Annotated in this window: 18 protein-coding genes; all 18 read left to right on the forward strand. The window is 46.3% G+C overall.

Annotation, left to right across the window (positions count from 1 at the left end; all coding sequences use genetic code 11):
* Positions 1 to 18 precede the first annotated feature (18 nt).
* The 18 genes from L5M51_RS01655 (at position 19) to L5M51_RS01730 (ending at position 22,582) form a co-directional block, all read left to right on the forward strand.
* A complete protein-coding gene (locus L5M51_RS01655; RefSeq protein ID WP_263171252.1) occupies positions 19 to 1,179 on the forward strand; it encodes a trans-sulfuration enzyme family protein in 1,161 nt (386 codons plus the stop codon).
* 287 nt (positions 1,180 to 1,466) lie between these two features.
* Entirely contained in the window at positions 1,467 to 1,826 is a 360-nt protein-coding gene (locus tag L5M51_RS22810) for a DUF4118 domain-containing protein (RefSeq protein ID WP_411569240.1), read from the forward strand.
* Positions 1,827 to 1,838: 12 nt separating this feature from the next.
* Complete coding sequence (locus L5M51_RS01660; protein WP_049821715.1) at positions 1,839 to 3,320, forward strand: TrkH family potassium uptake protein; 1,482 nt, start codon at positions 1,839 to 1,841, stop codon at positions 3,318 to 3,320.
* 52 nt (positions 3,321 to 3,372) lie between these two features.
* On the forward strand, positions 3,373 to 4,371 hold the full coding sequence (locus L5M51_RS01665; protein ID WP_263171254.1) for an FAD:protein FMN transferase: 999 nt from the start codon (positions 3,373 to 3,375) through the stop codon (positions 4,369 to 4,371).
* A gap of 225 nt (positions 4,372 to 4,596) precedes the next feature.
* Entirely contained in the window at positions 4,597 to 4,677 is an 81-nt protein-coding gene (locus L5M51_RS22815) for a potassium-transporting ATPase subunit F (protein ID WP_105252297.1), read from the forward strand.
* 8 nt (positions 4,678 to 4,685) lie between these two features.
* The gene (gene kdpA / locus L5M51_RS01670; protein ID WP_263171257.1) at positions 4,686 to 6,410 is read left to right on the forward strand and encodes a potassium-transporting ATPase subunit KdpA; all 1,725 of its coding nucleotides are present in this window, start codon (positions 4,686 to 4,688) and stop codon (positions 6,408 to 6,410) included.
* Positions 6,411 to 6,412: 2 nt separating this feature from the next.
* Positions 6,413 to 8,431, forward strand: coding sequence for a potassium-transporting ATPase subunit KdpB (gene kdpB, locus L5M51_RS01675; RefSeq protein WP_131525163.1), 2,019 nt, complete (start codon positions 6,413 to 6,415; stop codon positions 8,429 to 8,431).
* 9 nt (positions 8,432 to 8,440) lie between these two features.
* The gene (kdpC, locus tag L5M51_RS01680) at positions 8,441 to 9,040 is read left to right on the forward strand and encodes a potassium-transporting ATPase subunit KdpC (RefSeq protein ID WP_263171259.1); all 600 of its coding nucleotides are present in this window, start codon (positions 8,441 to 8,443) and stop codon (positions 9,038 to 9,040) included.
* Between the two features lie 34 nt (positions 9,041 to 9,074).
* The gene (locus L5M51_RS01685) at positions 9,075 to 9,827 is read left to right on the forward strand and encodes a TorF family putative porin (RefSeq protein ID WP_263171261.1); all 753 of its coding nucleotides are present in this window, start codon (positions 9,075 to 9,077) and stop codon (positions 9,825 to 9,827) included.
* 2 nt (positions 9,828 to 9,829) lie between these two features.
* Positions 9,830 to 12,490: a sensor histidine kinase gene (locus L5M51_RS01690; protein WP_263171263.1), complete on the forward strand. Its 2,661-nt coding sequence runs from the start codon at positions 9,830 to 9,832 to the stop codon at positions 12,488 to 12,490.
* A 49-nt stretch (positions 12,491 to 12,539) separates the two neighbouring features.
* On the forward strand, positions 12,540 to 13,223 hold the full coding sequence (locus L5M51_RS01695) for a response regulator (protein ID WP_028760150.1): 684 nt from the start codon (positions 12,540 to 12,542) through the stop codon (positions 13,221 to 13,223).
* Positions 13,224 to 13,518: 295 nt separating this feature from the next.
* Entirely contained in the window at positions 13,519 to 13,935 is a 417-nt protein-coding gene (locus tag L5M51_RS01700) for a CBS domain-containing protein (RefSeq protein ID WP_028760149.1), read from the forward strand.
* A 122-nt stretch (positions 13,936 to 14,057) separates the two neighbouring features.
* Entirely contained in the window at positions 14,058 to 17,933 is a 3,876-nt protein-coding gene (hrpA, locus tag L5M51_RS01705) for an ATP-dependent RNA helicase HrpA (protein ID WP_411568927.1), read from the forward strand.
* 605 nt (positions 17,934 to 18,538) lie between these two features.
* The gene (locus tag L5M51_RS01710; RefSeq protein WP_028760147.1) at positions 18,539 to 18,697 is read left to right on the forward strand and encodes a nitrate reductase; all 159 of its coding nucleotides are present in this window, start codon (positions 18,539 to 18,541) and stop codon (positions 18,695 to 18,697) included.
* A 43-nt stretch (positions 18,698 to 18,740) separates the two neighbouring features.
* Entirely contained in the window at positions 18,741 to 18,998 is a 258-nt protein-coding gene (locus L5M51_RS01715) for a chaperone NapD (RefSeq protein ID WP_028760146.1), read from the forward strand.
* A 2-nt stretch (positions 18,999 to 19,000) separates the two neighbouring features.
* Positions 19,001 to 21,490 carry a nitrate reductase catalytic subunit NapA gene (gene napA / locus L5M51_RS01720; RefSeq protein ID WP_028760145.1) on the forward strand — a complete coding sequence of 830 codons (2,490 nt, stop codon included), beginning with the start codon at positions 19,001 to 19,003 and terminating at the stop codon, positions 21,488 to 21,490.
* Positions 21,491 to 21,500: 10 nt separating this feature from the next.
* The gene (locus tag L5M51_RS01725; RefSeq protein ID WP_028760144.1) at positions 21,501 to 21,986 is read left to right on the forward strand and encodes a nitrate reductase cytochrome c-type subunit; all 486 of its coding nucleotides are present in this window, start codon (positions 21,501 to 21,503) and stop codon (positions 21,984 to 21,986) included.
* Positions 21,987 to 21,994: 8 nt separating this feature from the next.
* Complete coding sequence (locus tag L5M51_RS01730; protein ID WP_028760143.1) at positions 21,995 to 22,582, forward strand: cytochrome c3 family protein; 588 nt, start codon at positions 21,995 to 21,997, stop codon at positions 22,580 to 22,582.
* Positions 22,583 to 22,630: the final 48 nt, after the last annotated feature.

Consider the following 22,630-nt stretch of genomic DNA (forward strand, 5'->3'; position numbering starts at 1 on the left):
TGGTTATTAGGATCTATTATGCAATTTAAAACTAAATTACTTCACACCCATTATGCCGCTGATAACTCGACGGGCGCTCTTACAACTCCTATCTATCAAAGTAGCACCTTCGCCTACGGTAGTGCCAAGGATGGTCGAGCCCGTTTTGCTGGTGAGCAACCGGGCTTTATCTACAGTCGCATGGCGAATCCGACAGTGCAGGCGCTTGAATATCAATTAGCACAACTGGAAGGGGCTGATGAAGCACTCGTTGTTGCGAGTGGGATGGCGGCAATCAGCAGTATTTTCTATGCCTTAGCCAGTCAAGGTGATGAAATCGCATTTATCGACCCCGTATACGGTGGCACTGCGGCATTTTTAATCCAAACGTTAACCCGCGCGGGTATTACTGTGCGCCGTTATCAAGACGATGATCATTTATTGGCAGAGATTACCGCCGAAACAAAAATTATTTTATTTGAGCCCATCACCAATCCGACCTTAAAAGTCAGTGACTACCGTAAGGTTAAGCGTGCCGCCGAAAAAGTGGGCGCTATAACCATTTGTGATAATACGTTTTTAACCCCGTATTTATTCAAACCGCTGGAACATGGCATTGATATTGTGATGCACAGTGCCACTAAGTATTTAAGTGGCCATGGCGATTTAATCGCAGGTGTTGTCGCTGGACCTAAGGCATTAATGCAACCTATTCGCACTATAGCGCTTAAACATATCGGCGCCGCGATTGGGCCACAGGAAGCCTATTTATTACAGCGAGGCTTACGTACCTTAGCACTTAGAATGGATGCCCATCTTGCGGGCGCGGCTAAGGTCGCTATTTTTCTTGCAACCCATCCGAGCGTTGCAAAAGTCTATTACCCAGGGCTCGCAGAGGATCAAGGTCATCAAGTTCTGAGTGAAACCATCAACGCCTTTGGCGGTATGGTGAGTATTGAGCTCGAAGGGGGCTTTAATCGAGCGGCGCAGTTTTTAGATCATTTGAATTTGTTTACCCAAGCGGTCAGTTTAGGCGACTTAGAGAGCCTTGCTTGCCACCCCGCTAGTACCACCCATGCCGCTATGGATGCCACGAGTCGGCTAGCTTCAGGGGTGAATGACAACCTGATTAGATTGAGCATTGGCGTCGAAGATCCTAAAGATTTGATTGCCGATCTTGAGCAAGCCTTAGCCATTTAAGCATATTGATACTAGCCATCCCCAGTTAAATTGATTGGGGATTTCAAAAGTATAATGTTATTAATTTCGTCTATATAAAGTTAATTCCCGCAATTTTTTACGTTTTTTTTACGCGTCAGAATTGTTTTCGTCTGTTAAAGTGAAAATCTGTATGGCATAACGACTTACATTTTGATGGACAAACTAAGTGTTTTTAAATTCTCTGTTAGGTTGAGCTTTATTTCTGAGTGCTTACTCGCTATTTGCTTGTATTTACCCTCTTGGAGGGTGTCATCTAAAGCATTATTATTGTACTCCAACTCGTTGTCGTTATGATTACACTTCAATGTTGTTTTCAATATGCGTATATGGCTGCATTTTTTGAAGCTATTCGTGTTCATTTTTTATTTAACGCTCCTTATTATTCCCTCCCAATGATAGATGTGGCTGTTTTTATCAATCTAATCGCTTTTATTGTCATAGCCATTGTCGTGACGATAAGTCAACTTGCAATCCACCTTAGACGACAACAAAGAGTATTAGGGGACGATCTATTTCCTAACCTAACTCTGTTATCGATTGCATATGATTTTAGAACAGGACATGAGCGCTCGTATTTTATGATACCTAATAAATTATTCATTAAGTCTTTCTCGATAAATATCTAAAGGTGAGTTGGAATGATTGCAGTCAGTGGAATACAGAAATCTAGCTCTCGATTTCATACCATAATTCATCTATGTAGCTTTTTGATTGTCATATATAGCTTCACCATGTTGATGCCTATCGCTGTTGCATTATTTTATAAAGATGGATATATCACTCCATTTTTAATCACATTCCTCCTCTCCCTTTTTATTGGTGTGGTCGGTTGGAAGATGACAAGTGAGGAAAATAAAAATCTGCAAAAACGTGATGGCTTCATGGTCGCTTGTTTATTTTGGCTGATATTTTCCTTAATGAGTGCATTACCTTTTCTTCTTGATAGACGATTGGACTTGAGTTTAACCGATGCCATGTTTGAAGGTGTGTCTGGCATTACGACGACTGGAGCCTCGATTTTTTCAGATATTGATGAACTACCCAAATCGATTTTATTTTATCGAGCACAGCTTAATTTCCTTGGTGGGTTAGGGATAATTGTTTTGGCTGTTGCAATTATGCCATTTCTTGGTATTGGTGGCGCAAAATTATATCAATCTGAGATGCCAGGTCCCATGAAAGAGGAAAAGATGACGCCTCGCCTTGCGGATACGGCTCGAAATTTATGGGGACTTTATAGCGTACTTGCCTTAGGTTGTGCAGTTGCTTATAAACTTGCAGGAATGAATTGGTTTAATGCCATATGTCATAGTCTATCTACCGTTTCATTGGGTGGGTTTTCTACACATAGTGACAGCTTAGGATATTATAACAGTGCTGCAATTGAGCTTGTGGGTGGTGTGTTTTCAATACTGGCAGCAATCAATTTCGCCTTATACTACATAGTGTTAGTTCGACGAAGCTTCAAGCCTATTTGGTATAATGCGGAGGTTCGATTTTTTATTCTCATATTATCTATCGTTGTTGGGATCGCTTGTTTAGAGCTGAATCGTACTCAAACTTTTGATATTAAAGATTCATTGGTACATGGATTTTTTCAAACAGTTTCAGTTATGACGGACAATGGATTAGGCTCTGCAGGTTATCCTAATTGGCCCAGTCATATTGTGCTTTTATTATTAGGCGCGAGCTTTTTTGGTGGATGCTTTGGTTCTACTTGTGGCGGTATTAAAGCTGTCAGATTTTTACTTTTGTACCGTCAAGGGATCCGAGAAATTCATCAATTGGTTCATCCTAATGCCATTTTAACGACAAAGATCAGTGGCCAAGTTGTTTCAGACAGAGTCATTCGTTCAGTATGGGGATTATTTTTCCTGTACATATTTTTTACTTGCGTTTTTGTATGGGGATTGGTCGCCATTGGACATGATTTTGCCACCGCCTTTGGAACCGTCGCCGCGTGCATTAATAATATGGGGATTGGTTATGGTGACACTGCATCTGGATTTGGCACGTTAAAAGATGCGGCTAAATGGCTGATGTGTGTCGCTATGCTTTTTGGGCGATTAGAAATATTTCCTGTACTCATCATTTTCTCACGGGCATTCTGGCGATTTTAATTTTAAATGTATTTTATGGTTGATTTGTCGAATTGACTGGGAGGGGCAGTAAATGAAATGGTTATTGAGATGTATATTACTCATTATGCTAGTAGGGTGTCAGAAATCGCCAGTTTATACCAAGTTAGAAGGCCTTGCGCAGGGGACGAGTTGGCATGTGACATTTTGGAGTAAAGACAAGATAAATAGTACAGAGATAAATCGCGAGATTGAGCGGCAATTGGCAGAAATAGATCTTCATATGTCTACTTATCTTTCAGATTCAGTGATTTCTCGTTTTAACAGTATGCACTCCGCTATGGCGGTCGGGGATGATATTTTAGGGCTTTTAGGGATAGCCAAGGAGGTCACTTCAAAAACGGAGGGTTGTTATGATTTGACCATTAAACCATTATTCGATTTGTGGGGATTTACCCATAATCAATTAACTATTCCTACAGAAAGTGCACTTCAACAGACATTAACCTATGTTGGCTTACATCATTTAAGTATTGATAATCAAATGTTAACTAAAGATTTGCCAGAGGTACATCTTGATTTATCTTCGATTGGACAGGGATATAGCGTAGGCAAAGTTGCAGATGTGCTAAAGCGATACAATATCGATAATTATTTGGTAGAGATTGGCGGCGAAATGGTCGTACACGGCAGTAAGCTCGACGGTTCTGCTTGGAAAATCGCGATTGAAAAACCGCTGCCAGAACAGCGAATAATGCAAAAGGTTCTGCTTATTAATTTCCCTCAAGCGATCATGACATCGGGTACATATCGTCATTATTTTGATCATTTAGGGCAGCGCTATTCACATATTATTGATGCGCGAACCGGTAAACCCGTAACCCATAACACAGTATCTGTAACTGTATTGGCAACGGATCCGGCTAGAGCAGATGCTTGGTCTACAGCGCTATTATGTTTAGGAAGTCAAGAAGGATTAGTCGTCGCTAATCAGAATGATATAAAAGCATTATTTATTGATGACAATAAAGGTGTACTTAAAGAGATTAAGACTGATAGCTATAATAAAATGAAAAATATAGAGCTTAATTAATCTACAATATCATCGCTAGGTCATGTGTTAATGCCAGTTAGTATTTCTAGCTGGCATTTTTATTTTACTTTTATAGCTAATGCCATGGTTTATTGTGGCCTTATTTACCACTGATTATGATGACTTTTACGTATTCTTTACGGGATTAGTCATTTGAACTCTAGAGACTTTACGCGGTTAATTCATATATTTGTCCTGTTACTCACTTTCTTAAGGACAAATTATATGGACTGGATATTTCTAATACTTTCCATAGCACTTTTCATCTACTTAGCAGTGGCAATGTTTGCCCCTAATAAGTTTTAGGAGTCGTTATGTTTGAAATTACCCTTATTTTTACTACTGCACTTGGGCTCGCATGGCTGTTGGGATCCTATATGACAGGGGTTTTCTCTGGTCAGTCCCATTTTTCAGATCGTTTATTTAATCCCATTGAAAAGTGGATTTATCGGGCTATAGGCGTAAATGCCCATTCGGGGATGACATGGAAATCCTATGGTGCGGCGTTTCTTATCAGCAACTTGGTACTTGGCATTTTGGCGTTTCTTATCCTTAAATTCCAACATGTGTTACCGCTTAACCCCGATGGCATAGGACCATTATCTTGGGATCTGGCTTTGCACACTGCGGTGTCATTCCTCACCAATACCAATCAACAGCACTATTCTGGGCAGGCTCAGCTCAGTTATCTATCCCAAGGATTTGTCATTGTCACACTGCAATTTGTCACTCCAGCCATGGCGCTGGCGGTTTGTGTGGCGATTTTGCGGGGAATGTTAGGCGGGTTGAATAATGACAGCGCCAAAGAGGGCGAGGCTCGAAATCTGGGTAACTATTATGTTGACCTAGTGCGCGGTGTACTCAGACTTATGCTGCCATTAGCGGCTATTGTGGCGCTGTTACTGACTTGGCAAGGTGTACCGAGTAGTTTTGACGGTGCGCAAAAAGTAAACACCTTAGATTCTGCATCACCTATCACTGAGCAGGTCGTTCCGATTGGCCCCGTAGCATCTATGGTGGCCATCAAGCAGTTAGGTACTAATGGCGGGGGCTGGTACGGCCCCAACAGCAGTAACCCGCTTGAAAACCCAACGCCAGTCAGTAATGCAATCGAGACCATTGCCTTAGTGCTGATCCCTATGGCCGTCGTCTTTATGGCTGGCGGAATGCTAAGACGCAAAAAATTTACCTTGATGGCTCTGGTTGCTATGGGTTTATTGAGCGTCAGTTTTCTGGGGGCAACTGTGTACAGCGAGTTGCAACCCAACGCTGCCTTTGCGGGATTAAGCGCCCAAGGGCCGAATATGGAGGGTAAAGAAGTTCGCTTTGGACCTGAGCTTTCGGCGCTATGGGCTTCTTTTACCACACAAACCTCTAACGGTTCGGTCAATGCCATGCACGATTCCTTCAATCCAATCGGGGGATTGATGACGCGATCAGGCATGTTACTTAATGCGATATGGGGCGGTATTGGCTGCGGTTTTGTTAACTTTATCGTTTATGTGTGGATTGCTGTTTTCTTATCGGGATTGATGATTGGCCGTACGCCAGAGATATTTGGTCGTAAGCTCGAAACCCGTGAAATCACCCTTTTGGGAAGTCTATTAGTTTTACCTACCTTGTGCGTCTTAGGTTTGACGGCGATCACTGTGGCTATCCCGAGTATTACGGGCAACAGCAACCCCGGCTTTCATGGAATTTCGCAAGTCTTTTACGAATATACCTCCGCTTTTGCTAATAACGGTTCGGGTTTTGAAGGTTTAGGTGATAACACGCCTTGGTGGAATATCAGCTGCGTTATCGCCTTACTGCTTGGTCGATACTTGCCACTGTTTTTACCGCTGGCGATTGCGGGGATGATGTCGAGTAAAAGAGTGAGCCCCGACAGTAACGCGAGCTTGAAGCTCGAGAGTCCCACCTTTTGTTTCACCCTTATTGCTGTGATTTTAATCATTAACTTCCTGTCTTTCTTATCTGCGGCGGTATTAGGGCCTATTGGCGAAGCTTTAGAACTTGCCACTATGAGTCTGGAGAAATAGTCATGCATAAACCTGCTCAAATATTAGATAGCGCCGGCGTGAAGCAAGCTGCCTTCGGTGCTGTAAAGAAAATGTCCTTAGTGAGTATGGCTGGCAACCCTGTGATGTTCGTGGTGATGGTGGGCGCTTTACTCGCCGCTTTGATCACAGGACAAAAGTTCTTCAATGGCGAGACTGTTGGTTTTGAGCTAGCCACGACCCTTATTCTTTTGCTTACCGTGTGGTTTTCTAACTTTGCGGAATCCGTGGCAGAGGCAAGGGGGCGCGGACAAGCGGCTAGCTTAAAGTCAGCGAAAGAGGCACTGCAGGCTCGGCGCATACGCCACGGTGAGTTGGAATCCGTATCCGCAACTTTGCTTGTCAAAGGCGATAAGGTGAAGGTTTTACAGGGTGATTATATTCCTGCCGATGGTGAAATCATCGAAGGGATAGCCACTATCAATGAATCGGCGATTACCGGTGAATCTGCGGCAGTACTGCGTGAAGCGGGTACAGATCATTCCGGTGTGATTGGCGGCACTAAGGTACTTACGGGTGAAATTACCGTGCTGGTTGCCAACGATCCTGGGAATAGCTTTTTAGATCGTATGATAGGGCTGGTCGAAGGGGCGAAGCGTCAGAAAACACCGAACGAAACGGCGTTGACTGTGCTACTTGCATCATTGACTGCGGTTTTCCTCATCGTGGTGGTGACTTTGCCACCCATGGCGGGTTTCGTCGGTGCAAGCCTTGATTACACTATGTTAATTGCGCTGTTAGTGTGTTTGATCCCAACGACGATTGGTGGCTTGTTACCTGCCATTGGTATTGCAGGCATGAACCGCGCCTTAGCCGCCAATGTGGTCGCTAAATCGGGTAAAGCCGTGGAAGTTGCGGGGGATATCGATACATTACTGCTGGATAAAACTGGCACTATCACTTTCGGTGATCGTCAAGCGACCGCATTTTTACCCGTGAAAGGCATTGCTGCAGAGATGTTGCGTGATGCGGCGGTACTGTCTTCTCTAGATGACCCCACCCCTGAAGGGAAATCTGTACTCAAATTAGCCATAGATTTGGGCGCGGTATTACCCGTCAAACCTACGGATGCGACTTTTATCCCTTTTACGCCGGAGACTCGGGTTTCTGGGGTGATTTTAACCGATGGTATTCAAGGCATTAAAGGCGCGGGCGATGCGATGCAGTTTTGGGCGCAGCAGCATCAAATTCACTGGCCTGAATCTGTTAACGCGCTTATCCGCAAAGTGGCTTTGCAGGGGGGGACTCCCTTAGTCGTCGCCAGTGGCACGCACATTTTAGGGGTTATAGCCTTAAGTGACGTGATTAAGCCAGGCGTTGCGGAGCGGTTTGCCCGTTTAAGGGCACTCGGTGTACGGACCATCATGGTGACAGGGGATAATCCGCTAACGGCTGGCGTGATTGCCGCCGAAGCTGGGGTTGATGATTTTGTCGCTGAAGCTAAACCTGAGGATAAACTTGCCCTTATTCGCGCAGAGCAGGCCAAAGGTCGATTAGTGGCTATGGTGGGGGATGGTACTAACGATGCGCCGGCATTAGCGCAGGCCGATGTAGGTCTTGCGATGAACTCAGGTACCCAAGCCGCTAAAGAAGCTGGCAATATGGTGGACTTGGATTCAGATCCCACTAAATTACTGGCTATCGTTGAAGTCGGAAAACAATTGCTGATCACCCGCGGCGCCTTGACTACATTCTCCCTCTCCAATGATGTGGCTAAGTATTTTGCCATTATTCCAGCGGTATTTGCGGGGGCTTTGCCTGCGATTGGTGCACTGGATCTGATGCAGCTTCACAGCCCAACCTCAGCCGTACTCGCAGCGCTCGTATTTAACGCTCTTATCATTCCGGCCTTAATTCCATTGGCATTAAAAGGCATCAAGCTCAGACCCATAAGTGCAGAAAAATTACTGCGAAATAACATGCTGATTTATGGCTTAGGTGGGGTGATTTTACCCTTTGTCGGCATTAAAGCGCTCGACTCAATCATTGCACTTATGCTCTAGGAGACAGTAATGAATTCAATCGTATATACCACTAAAACTCAGCATGCCGTTATGGGATTGAGAGCCAGTCTCGCCCTGTTATTTGTGTGTGGTGTTGTCTATACCGGCACTGTGACTCAGCTCGGTGGCGCTTTATTTCCCGTACAAGCTAAGGGCAGTGTGATCCACAGGGATAATGTTGCTATGGGTTCTGAGTTCATCGCTCAGCCCTTTGTTAATCCCGCCTATTTTTATAGTCGGCCGAGCGCTGTCGGTTACGATCCTATGGCGACAGGTGGTAGTAACCTTGCGCCGAGTAACCCGGCGTTACGTGAACGTGTGATGGCAACAAGCCAAGAAATTCAAGCCAGGGAATCCGTTCAGGCCGTTGATATTCCAGTGGATTTACTCGCCACATCGGGCGCGGGACTGGATCCTCATATTTCACCCGCAGCGGCCAAACTGCAAGTTGCGCGCGTGGCTCAGGCTCGACAGTTAGCCGAACCACAAGTGTTGACCTTAGTGGCGCAATTTATTGAACCACCGCAGTGGGGCATTTTTGGGCAAGCGCGCGTCAATGTGCTCAAGCTCAACCTCGCTCTTGACCAGATTGCTAAACACGCTCAATAAAACAATATTCTACTGAATTTAAGGATAAATTTTTATGTTACATATTAATTGTTTACGCCTCTGTACGGGTGTGATAATGGCATTATCTTCACTCTCTATGGGCGCGCTTGCCAGCACTGAGACTCATGGGGGCAATGCCTCTTGGCAGAGTCAAGGGAGTGTGATGCTCATCAGTGATTATGCGTTTCGCGGTATTTCTCAAACTGATGAAGGACCTGCGGTTCAAGCAGGGTATACCTTAAGCCATGATTCTGGCTGGTATGGCTCGCTTTGGGGCAGTAACATCGAATTTGGGGATGGAAGTTTAGAACTCGACTTGTCCGCTGGCTGGGCCAAGGATTGGGATAATGGCTTAACAACGGACCTAGGCGTGATACGTTACCAATACTCGCAGGACGATACCGACCTGAGTTATAACGAAATTTATGCTGTGGTAAGCTACGCCGATGCTAAGTTAGGGCTGGTTTATTCTCCTGATTATTTTGGCGAGAATGTGGACGATTTTCAGTATGTTTATGCCAGTTATGAGCCGCAGCTGTTCTCTAATGTAAGTCTAGTACTGCATCTTGGGAGCAATTTTTTTGCTTCTCAGCAAGATATGGCACTGTTTTTAGGTTCTATGGCCGCAAGCAATAGCCACTATTTAGATTGGCGAGTTGGGCTGAACCTCAATATGACTGAGCAGGATGTGTTGAGTGTCGGTTATGTCGATACGGATTTATCGCAGAGTCAGTGCCAGTCCCTGTGTGATGCGCGCTGGATAGTGAGTCTTTCAAGGAGTTTCTAATCGTGGTACCAATCAGTCAAACACAGCAAGCCAATGCGCTCTTAAGTCAGATACAGCAAAATGATAAAGGTAAACTGACGGTTTTTCTTGGGGCGGCACCTGGCGTGGGCAAGACCTATGCAATGCTCAGTGCGGCAAGGGAAATGGCCCAGCAAGGTGTCGATTTGCTGGTTGGACTGGTGGAAACCCATGGGCGTGCCGATACCGAGGCCATGGTAGCGGGTTTTGAGGTATTGGCACGTAAACCCATTGATTATCATCATAATCGTTTAACGGAATTCGATTTGGATGCGGCGCTGCTTCGTCGGCCTAAGCTTATCTTAGTCGATGAGTTGGCCCACACGAATGTCCCCGGTAGTCGCCATAAACGGCGCTATCAAGACGTCGCAGAATTATTGGCTGCGGGCATTGATGTCTATACCACAGTCAATATCCAACATTTGGTCAGTTTGAATGATCTAGTGTTGCAAATTACTCAAGTGCGGGTACGGGAAACCGTCCCCGATCGCTTCCTTGATGAAGCCCATGAAATTATATTTGTCGATTTACCGCCATCAACACTCATCGAACGCTTACAGCAAGGCAAAGTTTATCTGCCAGAGTATGCTCGTTCGGCTTTAGATGCTTTTTTTTCGGTCTCGAACTTGACGGCACTGCGCGAATTGGCAATGAAAAAAGTCATAGAGCGAGTCGATGCAAAACTGATTTGTGAACTCGATGCCAAAGCACAGGGAACAGATTTTGTTCTCAAAGACAGATTGTTGGTTTTAGTGAGTAACAGCAGTGATCATCAGTATTTGATCCGCATAGGTCGGCAGATTGCCGAGCGGCGGCAAATTCCTTGGTTAGTGCTTTGGGTCGATACCGGCAAAGCGCTGGGCCTTTATCAGCGGAAAAGGCTAAATGAGGCCTTTGCCTTAGCGAAGGAACTTGGCGCGCAGACCGAAGTATTACGCGACACGAGCAGTTATCAGGCCATTTTACCTTACATAGCCCTGCATCGAATTAACACAGTATTAGTCGGCGCGGGTGTGAAACGCACCTATCCTTGGTGGCGTAAAAGGCTGTATCAACGCTTGATTGAGTCTGGTTTACCTGTTGAGGTGAGTGTCTATCACGCACCCGAAAACCAAATGCAAGTACGAGATCCTATTACGCCTAAAGCCAGTTTTGGTGATCTTCGAGGCCATATTCTTGGGCTGATTGGCGTGGTGGTTATTTTTCCGCTGGTGGCATTTTTAGATACTTGGCTCAGTAATGGCAATCTGGTGTTGTTATATGTTTTCTTGATTGTCAGCATTGGCTTAACCTATGGCGCTAGGCCTGCCATGGCAACTGCGGTGTGGTCTTTTTTCAGCTTTAATTTCTTTCTTACTGATCCCAAATTTACTATGAATGTAAATAGTCAGGATGATATTGCCACTTTAATTTTTTTGATGTGTATAGGGCTTATCAGTGGACCGGCGGCATCTCGGATCAGAAATCAGTTTATTTTGCTGCGTGAGTCAAATCGTTATGCTGAAACCTTAAAAGATGTTGCCCAAGAATTATCGGTCGCCGATGATGAAAAAGCCCTTTGGCAAACGATAGGGCGCAAGATTGCTGGTTCAGTGAATGCCGATTGTTATATTGTTTTGCAGCGTAAAGATGGTCAGCGATCCTATTTACCGCTGCTGAATACGCCATTTAACGACCTTGATTTAGCCGCAATCGATTGGACCTTGCGCCATGGGCAAGCGGCGGGGCGTTTGAGCGATACCTTGAGCGCATCGGGTGTGAGTGTGTTCCCCATTGAACTTGAAGGTACGACGATTGGCGCGGCGATTTTAGATTGGCAACCTACGGTCAACGAACTCAGTCCGTTTGATAGAGAGCTTATTCTGGCCATGTTACAGCAAGGCGCTAATACATGGCGGCGTATTCAGTTAGTGTCAGATCTTGAATCAGCACGGGTGAAAACAGAAATTGAGCAGTTACGTTCCGCATTATTATCGTCAGTGTCTCACGATCTAAAATCACCACTCTCAGCCATGATGGGGGCGGCGGAGAGCTTAAAACTATTGAACAAACAATTGCTAGAGGCCGACCGTAACGAGCTACTTGATACTATTTTGCAAGAAAGCCGTCGCTTGGACAGCTATATCCAAAATCTACTCGATATGACACGCCTGGGTCATGGCACTTTGAGCATAGAGCGTGATTGGGTTTCGGCAGATGACATTATTGGCAGCGTACTTGGCAGGCTTAAACGTTATTTCCCTAACGCAATCGTTGAATATCACAGAGAAAAAGAGCCCCCACTCCTATTTGTGCATGCGGCGCTGATTGAACAAGGATTATTTAACATTCTAGAGAATGCCGTTCGATTTTCACCACCAGAAGAGCCTATTTGTATTGAATTGACCATTTCTAATCACCGTTGCTGTATTGCCATTGAAGACAGAGGGCCGGGGATTCCCGCCAGTCATAGGGATCAAATTTTCGATATGTTTTATGTGGTTGCCGATGGCGATAAGAAAAAACAGAATACAGGTATGGGGCTGGCTATTTGTAAAGGCATGATAGCTGCACACGGCGGTAGTGTTCGCGTTACCGATTGCCTACAGGGGCAAGGCACTCGTTTTGAAGTTGAATTGCCGTTAGACTATCCCGTTCCTGGCTAATCATTTTTAGCCAAAATATTCTTAATAAACCACAGAATGGACTAGAGACGTGGCAATAAAAATCGTGGTTATCGATGATGAGACCCAAATACGCCGCATGCTGCGGATTGCACTCACCAGTGAGGGCTATGACGTTACCGAAGCTGAAAATGGTCAGCAAGGACTCGCGGCTGTCGCACGCCAGCAACCTGAATTAGTTATTTTGGATTTAGGCTTGCCGGATATGGAAGGCCATCAAGTGCTACAGGAGTTACGGGGATGGTCCGATGTTGCTGTGATTGTATTGTCGGTTCGCAATCAAGATAAAGAAAAAGTCGCAGCATTAGATGCTGGCGCGCAGGATTATGTGACCAAACCCTTTAGTGTGGAAGAGTTACTGGCAAGGGTGCGGGCGATTTTAAGGGACCATATCAAACCTGAAAAATTACCCATATTAGATGACGGCAAGTTACAGATTGATTTAAGTCGCAGGCTGGTTAAAGTTGATCATCAAATTGTCGAACTCACACCCAAGGAATACGCAGTATTGTCTAAATTGGCGTCGTCACCTAACTGCGTTGTCACTCAGACTCAGTTGCTCAAAGAAATTTGGGGACCCGCTCATACAGAAGACACACATTATCTACGAATTGTGGTCAGTCACTTAAGGCAAAAATTAGGCGACTCCCCGAGTGAACCTCAGTATGTGCGGACTGAGCCCGGTGTAGGCTATCGCTTTTATATCGACTTATAACTTGTATCAATAGCGAATTAAAACGCGTTGGAATGACAAGTAAAATGATCACCGAAGACGGATGGCATTACCTGCCATCATTGAAGCTCAATCGGATACTTGCCTGATTTCAGTTTGTAGCGTTCGCTTCAGTTAACTCTAAGTCGCTATTTCTGGCTGCCTATGTTGATGCTATTTTTGTCCTGTTAGCTCTTGTTGGGTTTATGCACTAGATAAGCCCAATCGATATAAATCGCACATTCTTGTCGATATTTTGACTAGACTACAAACGTAGGGTTAATTCGAGGGAAAGACTATGGACTTAATTAAAATCCGCGACCATATGGATCGTCAGCCCGTGTTGCTGCGCGCTAATATGTCGCTCGCAACTGCGGTCGAAAAGTTGTTAGATAATAATAAAATGGGCGCAGCAGTGGTTGATGATACGGGCGATTTGGTGGGCTTTTTATCCCAGCAGGATTGTTTGGCTGTGATGATTAAAAGTAGCTATCACTGTGATATGACCTCAGTGGTGAAGGATTGCATGCGCACTGAAGTGCTGTTCGTTGGGCCAGATGACAGTATTTTGCAGCTCGCCGAACAAATGCTAGGGCCTAAACCTAAAGTGTATCCAGTGGTTGAACATGGCAAAGTAATTGGCACGATTAATCGCACCAATGTGCTCAAAGCCATGAATATCTATATGCAACAATGTTATCTGTCACCGGTTTAATCTAAGTCGAGCTAGTGCGAAACTGACACGCCATATACTGAGTGCAGAGTAAATTAGCAATACCATTACGCCACTTTCCTTGCTAGGATCGCCGTTTTTGATGCTAGCAATGGAATTTGGATTTGAACTCAGACAAACATCCGCTATCGAACGCCTTTCTTAATCTTTGTTATCAGAGCGACGCGTCGCGGATCCGTCGTCGTTTATTTAAGCTCAATAAAGAAGCCGACTCAGATAAAAAGACCCAAGTCTTAGCTCAGCTGAGCGAGCAAGCGCAGGCGGCGTTTGAGAAGGTTGAGCAGCGCCGTAACGCTCGGCCTAAAATCCACTATCCTGAAAACCTGCCTGTTTCCTTGATGCGCGACGATATTGCGCGCGCGATTGCGGGCAATCAAGTGGTGATCATCGCCGGTGAAACGGGCTCGGGTAAAACCACTCAGCTCCCTAAAATCTGTTTGGAATTAGGCTTAGGTTGCCGTGGCATGATAGGCCACACCCAGCCAAGACGTTTGGCTGCCCGTAGCGTGGCGAGCCGAGTCGCAGAAGAATTACAAAGTCCGCTCGGTGAAGTGGTTGGCTTTAAAGTGCGTTTTGCGGATGCGCTTAAGAGTGACTCTTATATCAAGTTAATGACCGACGGTATTTTACTGGCAGAATTGACCTCTGATCGCAATCTCGATCAATACGATACCATCATCATAGATGAGGCCCACGAGCGCAGCCTCAACATCGATTTTATTCTGGGCTACCTCAAACAAATTCTCAAAAGACGCCCTGATCTCAAAGTTATTATCACGTCGGCGACCATAGACGTTGAGCGTTTTTCTAAGCATTTCAACAATGCGCCTATTATCGAAGTGTCGGGCCGTACCTTTCCGGTCGAAACCCGTTACCGACCCTTAGTGCAAGATAGCGATGCCGATTTAGATCAAATCGAAGGCATTTTTGCCGCTGTCGATGAGTTGGTGGCCGAAGGGCTGGGCGACATTCTGATCTTTATGAACGGCGAGCGGGAAATTCGCGATACGGCCGAGCAATTGAGTCGGCGTAATTACCGCGATACCGAAATTTTGCCGTTATACGCGCGTTTATCTTACGGTGAGCAGTCTAAAGTTTTCAGTAGTCACAGAGGTCGGCGGATTGTATTAGCGACCAACGTGGCGGAAACCTCGCTGACTGTGCCGGGCATTCGCTACGTTATTGATCCAGGTACGGCGCGCATTAGCCGCTATAGCTATCGCACTAAGGTGCAACGCTTACCGATTGAACCTATCTCGCAAGCGAGCGCCAATCAGCGCCAAGGCCGTTGTGGTCGTGTTGGGCCGGGTATTTGTATTCGTTTGTACGATGAGGCGGATTTTAATAATCGTCCGGCGTTTACCGATCCTGAAATCTTGCGCACTAACTTGGCTTCGGTCATTTTGCAGATGCTGGCCATCGGCCTAGGTGATATCGCCGGTTTCCCCTTTATCGAGCCACCGGATCCACGCCATATCCGCGATGGTTTCCTGTTGCTCGAAGAATTACAGGCGGTTGAGAGTAAACACGGCAAGCTAGTATTGACGCCACTTGGGCGTAATTTGGCGCAAATTCCTGTGGACCCGCGTTTGGCGCGTATGGTGGTCGAGAGTCAGCAGTTAGGTTGTTTGAACGAAGTGCTAGTGATTGCTGCGGGCTTATCGATTCAAGATCCCCGCGAGCGTCCGATGGAGAAGAAGCAAGCCAGTGATGAAGCCCATCGCCGTTTTGCCGATCCCAGTTCCGATTTCGTCAGCTGGATAAACCTGTGGCAGCATTTAAAAGATCAACAAAAAGAGTTATCTGCTAGCCAGTTCCGTAAAAAGTGCCGCGATGAATATTTGGCCTATTTGCGCGTTCGCGAGTGGCAGGATTTATACGCCCAGCTTAAGCAAGCCGTACACGATTTAAAGTGGCGCCTAAACGATACACCAGCCAATTACGACAGCTTGCACCGTGCGCTCTTATCGGGCTTATTGAGTCATGTGGGTTTTAAAGATAACAATAACGAGTACTTAGGTGCCCGTAATCGTAAATTCTTTGTGTTTCCCGGTTCGCCGTTGGCCAAAAAAGGCCCTAAGTGGATCATGGCGGCTGAGCTTACCGAAACATCGCGCCTATTCGCTCGCTGCTGCGCCAAAATCGAACCCGAATGGCTAGAGCCCTTAGCGGCGCATTTGATCAAGAAAAGCTATGTTGAGCCCCATTTTGAGGCAAAACCTGGCAGCGTTATCGCCCTTGAGAATCAAGTGCTCTACGGCTTGACGGTTGTGCACCGCCGCAAAGTGCAATACGGCCCCATCGATCCCGTTGAAGCGCGTGAGATTTTTATCCGCAGCGCCTTGGCTGAAGGGCAGTTACAGACCCAAGAAGCGTTTTTTGTCGCTAACCAAAAGCTGCTCGAAGACATTGAATCCCTCGAGCATAAATCCCGTCGCCGCGATATTTTGGTGGACGAGCAAGTGTTGGTGGATTTTTACGAGCCGCGGATCCCTGAAGGGATTTACAACGCGCAGCTGTTTTTTGGCTGGTGGAAGAAGGCCAAGCGCGAGCAACCGGATTTACTCGATTTCAGCAAAGCGCTGTTAATGCAGCGCAATGCCGACCATATCTCGACCTTGGATTTTCCCGATACGTGGCACAAGGGCAATTTACGCCTGCAGCTAAGTTATCACTTTGAACCCGCGGCGGCGGATGATGGTGTGTCGGTTCACATTCCGGTGGCGCTGCTTAATCAAATCGACGATAGCGATTTTGATTGGCTAGTGGCAGGGCTAAGGGAAGAAAAGTGCATCGCGCTGATCAAATCTTTGCCTAAGAGTTTACGACGTAACTTTGTGCCCGCGCCTGACTATGCCCGCGCTTGTGTGCAGGCCATGGTGCCTTTTAGTGCCAGTTTGCTTGAGACCATGTGCAAGCAATTATTGCGCATGAGTGGCACGCGTATATCGCCGGAAGATTTTGATTTAACGCAACTGCCCGCGCATTTGCAGATGAACTTTAAAATCGAAGACGATAAAAACAACTTAGTGGCCGAAGGTCGTGTGCTCGATACCTTAAAAGCCGAGTTGCAGGGCGTGGTGGCGAAGGCCATTCGTCAGGTCGCGGATAAAGGTATAGAGCAAGAAGCGTTAACTGAGTGGTCCTTTGGCGATTTGCCGCAGCAATATCAGCAGCAAAAAGGCAATTACCAAGTGCGGGCGTTTCCGGCGCTGATCGATAAAAAAGACAGTGTTGCGATCAAATTATTTGATGATGAATTTGAGGCCTTAGATGCCCATCGCCAAGGTCTGCGACGGTTATTGCTGCTAAACATTCCATCACCGGTGAAACACTTACAGCAAGCTTTGCCGAATAAGGCGAAATTGGCGATGTATTTCAATCCCTTCGGTCAAGTGCAAATCTTGATTGATGACATTATTGCCGCCGCTGTGCAGCAATTGTTGGATGAAAAAGCCCTCGATGTGCGTAATCAAGCCCAATTTGAGCAGGCAAAGGATTGGGTTCGCCAAGAACTCAACCCGACCGCCGAGCAAATCGCCTTGAAGGTCGAGCAGATTTTGACCTTATACCAGAGCATTAAAAAGCGTCTCAAGGGCAAAATTAGCTTAGATATTGCCTTTGCTATGAGTGATATTCAAAGCCAATTGGACAAATTAGTGTTTAAAGGGTTTGTCGAATCCTGTGGTTGGAATCGTTTAGCTGATGTGGCGCGTTACTTAAAAGCGATTGAAATCCGTGTCGAGAAGTTGCCCGTTGATCCGACCCGTGACCGTTTGCATATGCAGAGCATCAACAAGGTTCAAGAAGCTTTAATCGCACAACTGGCGAAAGTGCCACGTGCTATGCCGACACCATCTGCGTTAATCGAGGCGCGCTGGATGATTGAAGAGTACCGTGTCTCTTGTTTTGCACAGGTGTTAGGCACGGCTTATCCGATATCTGAAAAGCGCATTTTGAATCATATTCAACAGGTTTAATAGACTGATTTAAAGGTCGAGCTGAGCGTCTTTGTCCGATTGATGTAACAATAACGCGATCAAAAAATGACTAAATAAACCGAGAAAACTAACTATTTTCTCGGTTTTTTATTTTCCCTATGCTTACTCTGCTCACGCGATATACCTCCAGTGATGCGCCATGAAATGAGCGCTTTTTCTGGGTGGCAGCGATGCTTTTATGCCGAATATCTTTCTTTTGGGATCAAGTCGTTATCTCGCATGTTTTTACACCTTTCTACTGCCTACTCCTTTATGAATACTCAGGTTTTTTTTGAGGTTTTTCTGTTGTTTTCTTGCAGTGATTTATCCATTTCAGTCGCTTATTAATCATAAAATCAATTCAATCATCTAATTTGTAATTGCAAAAAACGTTTAAAAACTGAGATCTGACGAATACTCACATCAAATTGATGATCTGGATCAAGCATCATCCGCTTTACCAATTTGGAGGTATACATTTTGTTAACAACTAAAAGGTATGATCGCTTCGTGATCCAAAGATGCAATAGATATACATAAAGCCTGCCGCTGGCGATTTTTTGCAGCGCATTCAAAGTGGCAGGAACACACCTCTTGGAGGATGCATGAGTGCTAGCACCGCAGAAGAAAAATCCTTAGAACTGAAAATCTTTATCTTTTTAACCGTGTTTCTCGCACCGTTATTGTCCGTACTACTGGTCAGTGGTCTGGGCTTTGCTATTTGGTTCAGCCAAATTTTGACGGGTCCACCGGGCGCTGGTTAAACGTAACATCATCAAATAGTTAAAAATAAGAGTGGAATGTCGGATGAGCAAAGAACTCCATATCACCAGTTTAGTGGTGCAGGTCTTACCGCAGAAAATGGCAGATGTTAGACAACAAATAATGACCATTGAAAATGCCGAACTTTCCGTCAACAACGAAGTGAAATTGGTCGTCGTGATCGAAGGCGAGACGCAACGCGCCTTGATGGACAGTATCGAAGCGATCAATGCCATTCCGGGCGTGTTATCAGCCACTATGGTTTACCACCAGAGTGAAGTGCTCGAAGAGGGTGAAGAATGAATATGAACAGACGTGACTTTATCAAGGCCAATGCGGTGATTGCCGCTGCAGGCGCCGCTGGTTTAGCCTTGCCCGCAGGCGCAAGCAACTTAATTACCAGCTCAGAACAAACCAAATTAGAGTGGAATAAAGCCCCATGCCGTTTTTGCGGCACGGGCTGCTCTGTGATTGTCGCAACTCGCGACGGCAAAGTGGTTGCCACCCATGGCGATGCCAACAGTGAAGTGAACCGTGGGCTTAACTGTATCAAGGGCTATTTCCTATCGAAAATCATGTATGGCAGCGATCGCTTAACCACGCCTATGCTGCGGATGACAGATGGCAAATACGACAAGCACGGTGAGTTTTCGCCCATCAGTTGGGACAGTGCTTTCGACATCATGGCGCAAAAATGGAAAGAAACCATTAAAGCCAAAGGGCCAACTGCTGTGGGCATGTTTGGCTCGGGCCAATGGACTGTGTGGGAAGGTTATGCTGCCGTTAAGTTGATGAAAGCGGGTTTTGGATCGAATAATATCGATCCGAATGCGCGTCACTGCATGGCGTCAGCCGTGGTCGGGTTTATGCGCACCTTCGGTATCGACGAACCTATGGGTTGCTATGACGATATGGAAGCCGCCGATGCCTTTGTCCTTTGGGGCTCGAATATGGCGGAGATGCACCCGATCCTCTGGAGTCGAGTGACAGACCGACGTCTCAGTGCCAGCCATGTAAAAGTGGCCGTGTTGTCGACGTTTGAACACAGATCCTTCGATTTGGCCGACTTGCCGATCGTGTTCACCCCGCAAACCGATTTAGCCATTTTGAACTACATAGCTAACTACATCATTCAGAATGATAAAGTGAACTGGGACTTCGTGAAGAAACACGTTAACTTCCGTCAGGGCACAACAGATATTGGTTATGGTTTACGCCCGACACATCCCCTTGAGAAAAAAGCGAAAAATGTTAAAACGGCGGGGGATTCAACCCCAATTGATTTTGAGACCTTTAAAGCCTTCGTGGCGGATTATAGCGTCGAAAAAGTCAGTAAGTTGTCGGGCGTGCCTGAGGATAAACTGATTGCGCTGGCCAAGCTGTATGCCGATCCCGACATCAAAGTGACCTCATTTTGGACCATGGGTTTTAACCAACATACCCGAGGTGTGTGGTGTAACAACCTGATTTATAACATTCATCTCTTGATGGGTAAAATTTCAACCCCAGGTAACAGTCCATTCTCTTTGACGGGTCAACCATCAGCCTGTGGCACGGCCCGTGAAGTGGGGACGTTTTCCCATCGTTTACCTGCTGATATGGTCGTGACCAATCCTGAACACAGAAAGCATGCCGAAGATATTTGGAAGATCCCAAGCGGCATTATTCCACCTAAACCCGGTTATCACGCCGTCGAGCAAAACCGTCGTCTAAAAGATGGCGACTTAAATTGTTACTGGGTGCAAGTGAACAACAATATGCAGGCGGGCCCAAACATCAATGAAGAAGGTTTACCGGGTTACCGTAACCCAGCCAACTTTATCGTGGTGTCCGATGCCTATCCGACGGTGACGACTCAAGCTGCCGATTTGATTTTGCCCACCGCTATGTGGGTGGAAAAAGAGGGCGCCTACGGTAACGCCGAGCGCCGTACTCAGTTTTGGCATCAAATGGTGCAGGCACCGGGTGAGTCCCATTCGGATCTGTGGCAATTGATGGAGTTTGCGAAGCGTTTCACCACAGACGAAGTCTGGCCTAAGGATGTATTAGCGGCGAACCCTGAGTTCAAAGGGAAAACCCTATTCGAAGTCCTGTATCAGAACGGTAATGTTGATAAGTTCCCGCTTGCGGATGCCGATCCTAAGTATTTGAACGATGAGGCTAAACATTTTGGCTTCTATGTCCAAAAAGGCTTATTCGAGGAATATGCGACCTTTGGCCGCGGCCATGGCCACGATCTCGCCCCATTTGATGTTTACCATGAGGCTCATGGTCTGCGTTGGCCTGTGGTCGATGGTAAAGAAACCAAGTGGCGCTTCCGTGAAGGCACAGATCCTTATGTTAAAGCAGGTAAGGGCTTTGAGTTTTACGGTCATCCCGATGGTCGTGCGGTGATTTTCGCTTTGCCCTATGAACCTGCCGCAGAAGCGCCCGATGAAGAATATGATATCTGGTTGTCGACGGGGCGAGTGCTGGAACACTGGCATTCGGGTTCTATGACCCAACGTGTGCCTGAGCTATATCGTGCCTTCCCCGATGCCGTATGTTTTATGCACCCTGAAGATGCGAAAAAACGCGGTCTGCGCCGTGGCGATGAAATTCGCGTTGTGTCCCGTCGCGGTGAAATTAAGACCCGAGTTGAAACCCGTGGCCGCAATAAACCGCCCGTGGGTTTAGTGTTCGTGCCTTGGTTTGATGCTAGCCAGCTCATTAATAAAGTCACTTTAGATGCGACAGATCCCTTGTCAAAACAAACTGACTTTAAAAAGTGTGCGGTGAAGATCGTCAAGGTTTAAGGAGAACACGATGAAAACCCTAAAATTAGTCTCAGCGATCGGTTTATTGGTATTTGGCTCATTCATCATGACAAGTGTGTCTGCCGCCAGTATTCCCGAAGATAAAATTGATACCCTGCGCCAAGCGCCTATCAATGTCGAGCCTACGCCACCTGCGATGCAAAGTGTGCGTAATACCGATGTGAAGGAAGTGCGCAGCTATCCCATGCAACCACCGGTGATCCCACACAAGATCGACGGCTATCAGCTTGATCTTAAAGTGAATAAGTGTATGGCTTGCCATGCTCGTAGCCGCATTGGGGACTCGCAAGCACCTATGGTCAGCGTCACGCATTTTATGGACAGGGACAATAACTTCTTAGCCGAGTTATCGCCGCGCCGCTATTTCTGCACTCAGTGTCATGTGCCGCAGTTAGATGCCAAGTTACTGGTCGAAAACGACTTTGTGGATATGGAACATCTGATCAAAGCCAACACTGAGCAGAAAAAACACTAGGAGTTAGCATGTTAGATAAACTGAAAAAAATCTGGCAGGTACTCAATCGTCCGAGTGTGCATTACAGTTTAGGTTTTTTGACCTTAGGTGGTTTTGTGGCTGGCGTGATTTTCTGGGGCGGATTTAACACTGCCCTAGAAGTGACCAACCAAGAAGCTTTCTGTATTGGTTGCCATGAGATGGAAAATAACGTCTATCAAGAGCTACAGACGACGATTCATTTTACTAACCGCAGTGGCGTGCGGGCGACGTGTCCCGATTGCCACGTACCGCATAACTGGACCGATAAAATTGCCCGTAAGATGCAGGCATCTAAGGAAGTGTGGGGTAAGGTTTTTGGGACGATTAATACCCGTGAGAAGTTTGAAGATAAGCGTCGTGAACTGGCAGAACATGAGTGGGCAAGGTTAAAGGCCAATGATTCGCTCGAGTGTCGTAACTGCCATAACTTCACTTACATGGACTTTACTCGCCAATCACCCAGAGCGGCGCAGATGCACTCAACGTCACTGGCAAGCGGCGAAAAGACCTGTATCGACTGCCACAAGGGGATTGCTCATCATCTCCCTGACATGGCCGGTGTGAAGGGGTTTTAATCTAGGGCGCAGTGTTTATCCGTGTGACTTAGCCTTGCTAAGTTGGAC

It is taken from the genome of Shewanella sp. SM73 (assembly GCF_025653795.1).
Taxonomy (GTDB): Bacteria; Pseudomonadota; Gammaproteobacteria; order Enterobacterales; family Shewanellaceae; genus Shewanella; species Shewanella oncorhynchi.

What these genes read in the sequence shown, in the direction of transcription:
- L5M51_RS01665 (WP_263171254.1), top strand. Translation starts at nt 3,373, where the DNA reads ATGAAATGGTTATTGAGATGTATATTACTCATTATGCTAGTAGGGTGT.
- L5M51_RS01655 (WP_263171252.1), top strand. Translation starts at nt 19, where the DNA reads ATGCAATTTAAAACTAAATTACTTCACACCCATTATGCCGCTGATAAC.
- L5M51_RS01715 (WP_028760146.1), top strand. Translation starts at nt 18,741, where the DNA reads ATGAGCAAAGAACTCCATATCACCAGTTTAGTGGTGCAGGTCTTACCG.
- kdpB (WP_131525163.1), top strand. Translation starts at nt 6,413, where the DNA reads ATGCATAAACCTGCTCAAATATTAGATAGCGCCGGCGTGAAGCAAGCT.
- L5M51_RS01660 (WP_049821715.1), top strand. Translation starts at nt 1,839, where the DNA reads ATGATTGCAGTCAGTGGAATACAGAAATCTAGCTCTCGATTTCATACC.
- L5M51_RS01685 (WP_263171261.1), top strand. Translation starts at nt 9,075, where the DNA reads ATGTTACATATTAATTGTTTACGCCTCTGTACGGGTGTGATAATGGCA.
- L5M51_RS22815 (WP_105252297.1), top strand. Translation starts at nt 4,597, where the DNA reads ATGGACTGGATATTTCTAATACTTTCCATAGCACTTTTCATCTACTTA.
- L5M51_RS01730 (WP_028760143.1), top strand. Translation starts at nt 21,995, where the DNA reads ATGTTAGATAAACTGAAAAAAATCTGGCAGGTACTCAATCGTCCGAGT.
- napA (WP_028760145.1), top strand. Translation starts at nt 19,001, where the DNA reads ATGAACAGACGTGACTTTATCAAGGCCAATGCGGTGATTGCCGCTGCA.
- kdpA (WP_263171257.1), top strand. Translation starts at nt 4,686, where the DNA reads ATGTTTGAAATTACCCTTATTTTTACTACTGCACTTGGGCTCGCATGG.
- L5M51_RS01700 (WP_028760149.1), top strand. Translation starts at nt 13,519, where the DNA reads ATGGACTTAATTAAAATCCGCGACCATATGGATCGTCAGCCCGTGTTG.
- L5M51_RS01710 (WP_028760147.1), top strand. Translation starts at nt 18,539, where the DNA reads ATGAGTGCTAGCACCGCAGAAGAAAAATCCTTAGAACTGAAAATCTTT.
- L5M51_RS01725 (WP_028760144.1), top strand. Translation starts at nt 21,501, where the DNA reads ATGAAAACCCTAAAATTAGTCTCAGCGATCGGTTTATTGGTATTTGGC.
- kdpC (WP_263171259.1), top strand. Translation starts at nt 8,441, where the DNA reads ATGAATTCAATCGTATATACCACTAAAACTCAGCATGCCGTTATGGGA.